The following is a 7,557-nucleotide window of genomic DNA, read 5'->3' on the forward strand; positions in this document are numbered from 1 at the left end:
GAAGGGCTGCTGACGCAATTCGCCGCCGTGCTCGCGACCGGCAACCGTCTGGTGGTCGAGGCGGCGAGCCCGGCGGCGGAAGCCCTGGCCGGACTGCCGGCCGACCTTGCCGCCCATGTCGAGACGGTCTCGGGGATCGATGCCGCCGGCCCGCTCGCCGCCGCGCTGTTCGAGGGCGACAGCGACACGCTGGCCGAATTCGCGCGGGCGCTGGCGGCGATCGAGACGGGACCGATCCTCGGCCTCGACGGTGTCGCCACCGGCGCGGCGGACTATCGGCTGGAAATGCTGGTCGAGGAAGTGTCGGTCAGCACCAACACGGCGGCGGCCGGCGGCAACGCCAGTTTGATGACCATTGGCTGATGACCATCGGCTGAGGTGCCCGGGATGGGCACTTGCCGGGTGCCCGGTCCGGCCCTTACTCTCGGAATCTGACAAAAAATCGGGGAGAGCGACCATGGGCCAGCAGCGCATTCATATCGTCCGCGACTTCAGGACGCCGGTCGCCGAGCTTTACGCCCGCCTGGCGGAACACGAGAACCTGAACGCGGTCTTCGCCCCGGCGAAGATCACCAGGCTGCGGGATGGCGACACCAGCCGCAACGGCGCGGGCTCCGTCCGTCGGCTGAAGATGCCGGTGGGCGGCCCGTTCGAGGAAACGGTGACCCGCGCGGTCGAGAACGAGCTGATCGAATACCGCATCACCAAGGGCAGCCCGCTGAAGAACCACCTCGGTACCATGCGCTTCTCGGCGACACCGGGCGGCGGCAGCCGGCTCGACTATACGATCGTCTTCGAGGGCAAGCTGCCCTTCATCGGCGGGATCGTCCGTGCCGCGCTGGAGAAGGGCATCACCAAGGGCCTCGGCACCATTTCCTGAGCATTTGACGCCGGCCGTCGCCTTGCCTAGGGTCCGGCGAGGCGGCAGGGGGTTGGCATGGCGTATCGGGTAAAACTTCCGCAGTTCGGGGTTGAGATCGACGTACCGCGCGGCATGACCATCCTCGACGCCGCGCTGGAGGAAGATCTCGACTATCCCTTCTTCTGCCGGGGCGGCACCTGTGGCCGCTGCAAGTCGGTGCTGGTCTCGGGCACGGTGGACATGAAGCCCTACGCCGGTTTCGCCCTGCCGGAGAAGGAGGCCGCGGCCGGCCTCATCCTCGCCTGCAGGGCGCTGCCGCAATCCGATTGCGAAGTCACTTTTCTCGATGCGCCGGCATTGCCCGGCTGAACGGAATCTCCATGGCCATCACCATCGCGACCTGGAACATCAATTCGGTGCGGCTGCGCATCGGCATCGTCGAACAGTTCCTGGCCGCCGAGGCGCCGGATGTCCTGTGCCTGCAGGAAATCAAGACGATCGACGACAGCTTCCCGCGCAATGCCCTGATCGAGGCGGGCTATCCCCATCTCGCCATCGCCGGGCAGAAGGGTTACCACGGCGTCGCCATCGCCTCGAAACTGCCGTTCAAGACGGTGGAAAAGGACGACTGGGTCGCCATGGGCGATGCCCGCCACCTGCGTGTCCGCTTCGAGGATGGCCTGCTGCTGGATAATTTCTATATCCCGGCGGGCGGCGACGAGCCGGACCCGGTGGCGAACCCCAAGTTCGATCACAAGCTGAAATTCCTGCGCGAGATGGTCGCCTGGGGCGACAGGCGCCGGAAGACGGAAAAACGCGCCATCGTGGTCGGCGATTTCAATGTCGCGCCGCTGGAACATGACGTCTGGAGCCACAAGAAACTGCTCGACGTGGTCAGCCACACCCCGGTCGAGACCGCGCTGCTGGCCGAGGTGCAGGTGTCCCACGACTGGGTCGATGCCGTGCGCCACTTCGTGCCGCCGAGCGAGAAGCTCTATTCCTGGTGGTCTTACCGCGCCGCCGACTGGAATGCCGCCGACAAGGGGCGCCGTCTCGACCATATCTGGGTCACCCCGGATCTGGCCGGCGGCCTGGTCTCGACCCGGACGCTGCGCGAGGCGCGGGGCTGGGAAAAGCCGTCCGACCATGTGCCGGTGATGCTGACTCTTGAAATCTGAGGCCGATATGCAACCGTTATGGGTTTATTAGGGGGTTGAATATTCAATGTGGGGGCAAAATAAACCAAGTCCGGGAGGACAAGGATCATGCCCCAGCATCTCCGTCCCGCCACCACGCGGTGCCTGTTCCTGTGCGTCTCGGTTTCCCTGGCTGCCCTTCTGTCCGCCTGCGGTGGCGGCGGGGGTGGCGGCAATAGCGGCAGCAGTGGCGCTACGACCACGGCGCCGGCCACCACGACCACGACCACGCCGACCACGCCGACCACGACGGTCTCGGCCCTGGTTCCCACGGTGGCCAGCGTCTTCGAGACCACGGAGTATAAACGCCAGGCCGCCCTTGCCATGGTGGGGGCCAGCACCGCCTGGGCCACCGGGGCTTCGGGCCAGGGCATCGTGGTCGCGGTGAACGATGGCCAGGTCGATACCTCGGTCAGTGAACTCTCGGGCCAGATCGCCAGCGGCGGCTATAACTGGATCGGCGATTCGACCCCCGACAGTCATGCCACCCACCTCGCGGGGACCATCGCCGCCAGCCACGACAGCACCGGCATGGAGGGTATCGCCTGGTCGGCCAGCATCCTGCCCCTCACAACCTTCGACACCGACAATTACAGCGAAACCCGCGCCCCCTACGACGGCATCATCTATGCCGCCGATGCCGGCGCCGACATCGTCAACAACAGCTGGGGCTCCAGCCCGACCGACGCCACGCCCTCGGCCCTGATCTCGGCGGTTCGTCACGCGACGGATCGTGGCACCGTCGTCGTCTTCTCGACCGGCAATGCCGGCGCCGATCAGCCCAATGCGACGGTCATGGTGCCGCTCTACGATACGCTGACCAAATCCATGGTGGTCGCGGTCACCGCCGTCGGCACCGATGGCACGCTGGCGTCCTATGCCAATGCCTGCGGCAAGGCGGCGGCCTGGTGCCTCGCCGCGCCGGGCACCAGCATCCTCGCCACCGATGCGGGGGGCGGTTACATCACGATGACCGGCACCTCCATGGCCGCCGCGCTGGTTTCGGGCGGGCTGGCCGTCGTCATGTCGCGCTTCCCCGAACTGACGCCGGCGCAGGTGGTCTCGCGCCTGCTGACCACGGCCAAGGATACCGGCATCTACGCCGACACCACGCTGTACGGCCAGGGCCTGATGAACCTCGCGGCCGCGACCAGCCCGATCGGCACCCTGGTCACCGCCTCGGTCGGCAGCAATGTCCTGACCGATGGCTCGGCGACCACGGCTGGCACCTCCCTGTCCTCGAACGCGGTCCTGGGGGATTCCCTGGTGCGGGCGCTGGCGGGAACGCCGGTGGCGCTGTTCGACAGTCATGATGGCGCGGCCTTCGACGTCGATATGGCCAGCCTGGTGACGACGCGCGGCGGCACGAAGATCGCCGATCTGGCCTTTGGCGATTTTGGCCGAGGCCATTTCTCCGAGGTCAGCGGCGTGCCCGGCCTTCGCCTCTCGATCGGCGAGCGGCAGGGCGGCATCGGCGCCGAAGCCGCCCTGACCAGCACCAATGTCACCGCCAGCAGCACGGTCGCGGTCCTGCGCCTTGCCTTCGACGAAGCCACGGTGGGCTTTGCCGGGCTTCGCGCCGGTTTCGCCGAAGTCTCGCCCACCCTCGACCATCTGCCGATCGAGGCCGGTCTGGCCCTGACCGAAGGGGCCTTCACCCCGGGCGCCCTCGGTCTTGCCGATAATGGCGCGGTTGTTGGTTTCGACAGCGAACTGGCCGGGGGGCGTCATCTGTCGCTCGCGGTCATGAACGGCGCCGGGCCTGACGACATTTACGGCGCGAGCGATGTCGGCACCGGCGCGACCGGGGCGCAGGCCAGCCTGCGTCAGGATATCGGCCGCCATCTGACGCTGGAGGCCGCTGTTGGCTATGTCGTCGAGGACGGCCAGATGCTGGGCGCCACGGGCCAGGGGCTTCTGTCGATCGGCGGCGCGGAAACCGCCCAGGTCTCCATCGGCGCGACCTATGCCTTCGACGAGAAAATCTCGCTTTATCTGCGCTACGACCGGGCGGTGACCTCGGCGCGGGATACCGGCGCCTTCATCGCGGATGCCGGCGCTATCGCCAGCGACAGCTGGACGGTCGGCCTGCTGGGTCAGGATGCGTTCGCGGCCGGCGATCACTGGGGCTTCAGCGCCCATCAGCCGCTGCGCGCCAGCTCGGGCCATGTCACCATCGACCGGCCGCTGGGCCGGACGGCGGACGGCACGGTTTACGGCGACAAGGTCACGCTGGCGCTGGGCGGCGACGGGCGGGAGATCGACTGGGAAGCCTACTATGCCCTGCCGCTGGGCGATCAGGCCCTGCTTGGCTTCAACCTGCTTTATGTCGTCGATCCGGGCAACATGGCCGCGGCCGACGACGAGGTGCTGGGCATGGTGCGCTACCGCCGCCGCTTCTGACGCTCAGCGGCTGTGCAGCAGGGTGGTGGAGCGGTCGAGACGCCGGGCCAGTTCCCGCATGACGGCGATGCCGACGGCGGGGAATTCCTGGATCAGGTCGAAGAACAGGTCGGCGTCGAGACGCAGCACCGCCATCTCGCCCTCGGCCCGCACCGTCGCCGTGCGCGGCACGTCGGCCAGCAGGGCGACCTCGCCGAACAGCGTGCCGGCCGGCACCGGCCCGACACGCAATTCGCCACCGCCCGCGACGGTGACGAAGGCGGAGGCTTCGCCCGACAGGACGACATAGACCGCGTCACCCGCCTCGCCTTGACGCACCAGTTCCGTGCCCGCGGGCACGGTCAGTCGCTCGGCGGCGAAGGCGATCAGCTTCAGGCGGGCCGGGTCCACCCCCTGGAACAAGGGTACGGCGGCCAGGGTGGCGGCGTCTTCGCTCAGGCTCATGTCAACTCTTCCCCATTTCCAGCCGCAGGATGCGACGGCCTCAGCCGGGCTGCAAGATGCGGCCGCGTTCAAGTGTCAGGATACGGTCGAAACCTTCGGCATGGCCGGCGTCGCCAAGGGCGGCGACCACCGTGACCCCGGTGCTGGCCTCGTCCCGCAGGATGCTCAGGATGTCGCCCCGGCAGGTGCTGTCGAGGGCGCCCAGCACATCGTCGAGCACGATCACATCGGGCCGGCGCAGCAGCGCCCGCGCCAGGGAAATGCGTTGCCGCTCGCCAAGGCTGAGCCGGGCGCCCGCGATGCCGACCTCGAAATCGAGCCCCAGCAGGCGTAACGCGACCCCGAGGCCAAGGCCGTCCAGAATCTCCGCCGCGAGGGCCGGGACCTGGCCCGCGGCCCCGGCGCGGTCGCTCGCGATCCGCCCGAACAGCACATTGTCGAGGATGCTGGCGGCGGGATTGACCGCGTCCGCGTCGAAACGGGCGATTCCGGCGCCCGGCCATGCGTCCCGCAACTGATGGCGGGCGCGGACCACGGCGGCCTTCAAACCGTCGTCGAGGGCGTTCAGCCGGTGGCGCGCGGCGACCACGCGGAACGGCAGATTGGTCAGCAGGGCGCGGTCGGCCCGGGTCAGGGCGGCTTCCGGGTGGCCGGCGATGGCGCTCAGGTGACGCAGCTCGGCCGGGGTGACGAGGGCGAAGCGCCGCACCATCTCGTGGCCGGGATCGAGATCGGCGAACAGTTCGATCATCACGGCCGCGATGGTCTTGCCCGCGCCGAACAGGCGCCCCAGCAGGCCGCTGCGCTCCAGCAGCCCGTGGATCAGCGGGTGATCGGCCAGACGGTCGGCATCGATGGCCGGATCGGTCGGCAGGCCGAACAGGAGGTTTTCGGCCAGCGTGGCGTGGTCGTTGTAGCGATCGTCCTCGAAACGGGCGATCAGGCCCCGCAGCCCCCGCGCGTGAAGGGCCTCGGCGAGGGCGGCGCGGGCGGCGACGATCCCGGCGCGTAGCCGGTCGTCGGCGCCGGCCGGCAGGCGGGCCTGCAACCCCAGCCGGAACAGGCCATCGCCAAAGCCGAGGCGGGTCAGAAGCTCGACCATGCGCAGCCGAAGGCTCTCGCGGTCCGCGACACCGGCGGCGGCATAATCGACCCAGTCCGTCTCGATCGGATCGGCCGGATTGCCCGACAACAGGGCCTCGCGCAGGTCCTGACCGCCGCCGCCGCCCGGCTGGCGCTGCAGGCCGAAGGCGAGATTGTCGGCGATGGAGCGGGCCTGCAGGCCGCTGCCCGGCCCGACATAGGCGATGCGCCGGTTGACGAGGGAGGCGGGCAGGCGGGCAAGGTCCTGCCCGGCGATGCTGATGCGGCCCGCCGCCGGTTCGACAAGGCCGCAGAGCGCCTGCGCCAGCACTTCCCGCCCGCCGCCCGAGGGACCGACAAGGGCGGTCAGCCGGCCGGGGGCCAGGGTCAGGCGCACCCGGTCGAGGCGGGTGGCATCGCCTTCGTCGCGGACCACCAGATCCTCGACGGTGATCGCCTGGCCACGGAAGTTCACCGCCTCGTCGGGCAGGGCGTCGCGCGATTCGGGCAGAAGGTCCGGCCGGTTGAACAGGCGAAGCACGTTTTCATATTTCACCCGGGCATCTTCCCGGCCCTGATACCAGTCCAGCAACTCGCGCCAGGGGGTGGCCATGTCCTTGTGGGCGGCGATCGCCGCGATCAGCGTGCCGACATCCAGCCGCCCCTCGAGCACCATCAGGCCACCGGCGCCATAGAACAGCACGGGGCCGGTCTGCTGCAGCAGGGTGTTGATGGCCTTGATGGCGAACTTGCGCTGGTCGATGTCGAAGCGGACGCGGAAGATCTGGGCCAGCTGGGCACCCAGCCAGGCCCGGGTCCAGCGCGTCTGGTCGTTGGCGTGAATGTCGGTCACGAGGCGGAAGGTCTCGTCGATCCGCTCGCCGAGGCCGCGCATCAGGCCGCCCCTTTCCCGCGACAATTCGTTCACCTTCCGCTGCAGGCGAGGCACCACCACCATGCTCAGGGGATAGATCGAGGCGGCGGCGGCCGCGATCAGCGGGTCCTGCCAGATCAGGAAGATCATGATGACGGCGAGTGTACCGCCCTGATAGGCCGGGACCGAGACCGTGTCGCCGACATGGCCGCACAGGCTCTCGAGATCGCCGCCCATGGCCGCCAGGGTCTCGCCCGCCGTCCGCTGGCGAAAGGCGTGCAGCGGAAAGCGCAGCACGAGGGCGAGGATCTGGAAGCGGATGCGACGCAGCGCTCTCTCGAGCGTCAGATTGCGCAGCCGGCTGATCCAGAAGCGGAACCGCAGGTTGATCACGACGAGCGCGAGCAGGATCAGGCACTGCAGGCCAAGGACGAGCGGCCGGTCGATTACAAGGCCGAAAGCCTGGCCGGGCAACTCGATGCCGAACAGACGCGGTATCTGATCGGGGCCCGAGCCCAGCAGCGCCACGATTTCCTTCGGCATCTCGTAATAGAGCCAGAGGAAGGGAAAGGAGGCGAGCGCAAGGCCGAGCATGGCGAATTGCGACGCCGCCGAATACCGCCAGATGAAGCGCCGAATGTCCCGCTGCACCGCCCTGTCGCCCCCCGGCCCCGGCGTCTCGCCCCGGCTAGCCG

General features: G+C 68.7%; 7 protein-coding genes. 5 read left to right on the top strand and 2 right to left on the bottom strand.

What is annotated here, in order from left to right:
• The 5 genes from WAZ62_RS13665 to WAZ62_RS13685 form a co-directional block, all read left to right on the top strand.
• A partial coding sequence (locus tag WAZ62_RS13665) for a hypothetical protein (RefSeq protein WP_422644088.1) occupies positions 1–363 on the top strand: 363 nt, incomplete at its 5' end.
• 94 nt (positions 364–457) lie between these two features.
• Positions 458–880, top strand: coding sequence for an SRPBCC family protein (locus tag WAZ62_RS13670; RefSeq protein WP_422644089.1), 423 nt, complete (start codon positions 458–460; stop codon positions 878–880).
• A 57-nt stretch (positions 881–937) separates the two neighbouring features.
• A complete protein-coding gene (locus WAZ62_RS13675; RefSeq protein ID WP_422644090.1) occupies positions 938–1,231 on the top strand; it encodes a 2Fe-2S iron-sulfur cluster-binding protein in 294 nt (97 codons plus the stop codon).
• 11 nt (positions 1,232–1,242) lie between these two features.
• On the top strand, positions 1,243–2,040 hold the full coding sequence (gene xth / locus WAZ62_RS13680; protein WP_422644091.1) for an exodeoxyribonuclease III: 798 nt from the start codon (positions 1,243–1,245) through the stop codon (positions 2,038–2,040).
• Positions 2,041–2,127: 87 nt separating this feature from the next.
• Positions 2,128–4,461, top strand: coding sequence for a S8 family peptidase (locus tag WAZ62_RS13685; protein ID WP_422644092.1), 2,334 nt, complete (start codon positions 2,128–2,130; stop codon positions 4,459–4,461).
• Positions 4,462–4,464: 3 nt separating this feature from the next.
• Here WAZ62_RS13685 and WAZ62_RS13690 read toward each other — a convergent pair whose 3' ends face one another.
• Both WAZ62_RS13690 and WAZ62_RS13695 read right to left on the bottom strand, forming a co-directional pair.
• Complete coding sequence (locus WAZ62_RS13690) at positions 4,465–4,905, bottom strand: cyclic nucleotide-binding domain-containing protein (protein WP_422644093.1); 441 nt, start codon at positions 4,903–4,905, stop codon at positions 4,465–4,467.
• Between the two features lie 40 nt (positions 4,906–4,945).
• A partial coding sequence (locus WAZ62_RS13695) for an ATP-binding cassette domain-containing protein (RefSeq protein ID WP_422644094.1) occupies positions 4,946–7,557 on the bottom strand: 2,612 nt, incomplete at its 5' end.

This window comes from Zavarzinia sp. (genome assembly GCF_049306435.1).
Lineage (GTDB): Bacteria > Pseudomonadota > Alphaproteobacteria > Zavarziniales > Zavarziniaceae > Zavarzinia.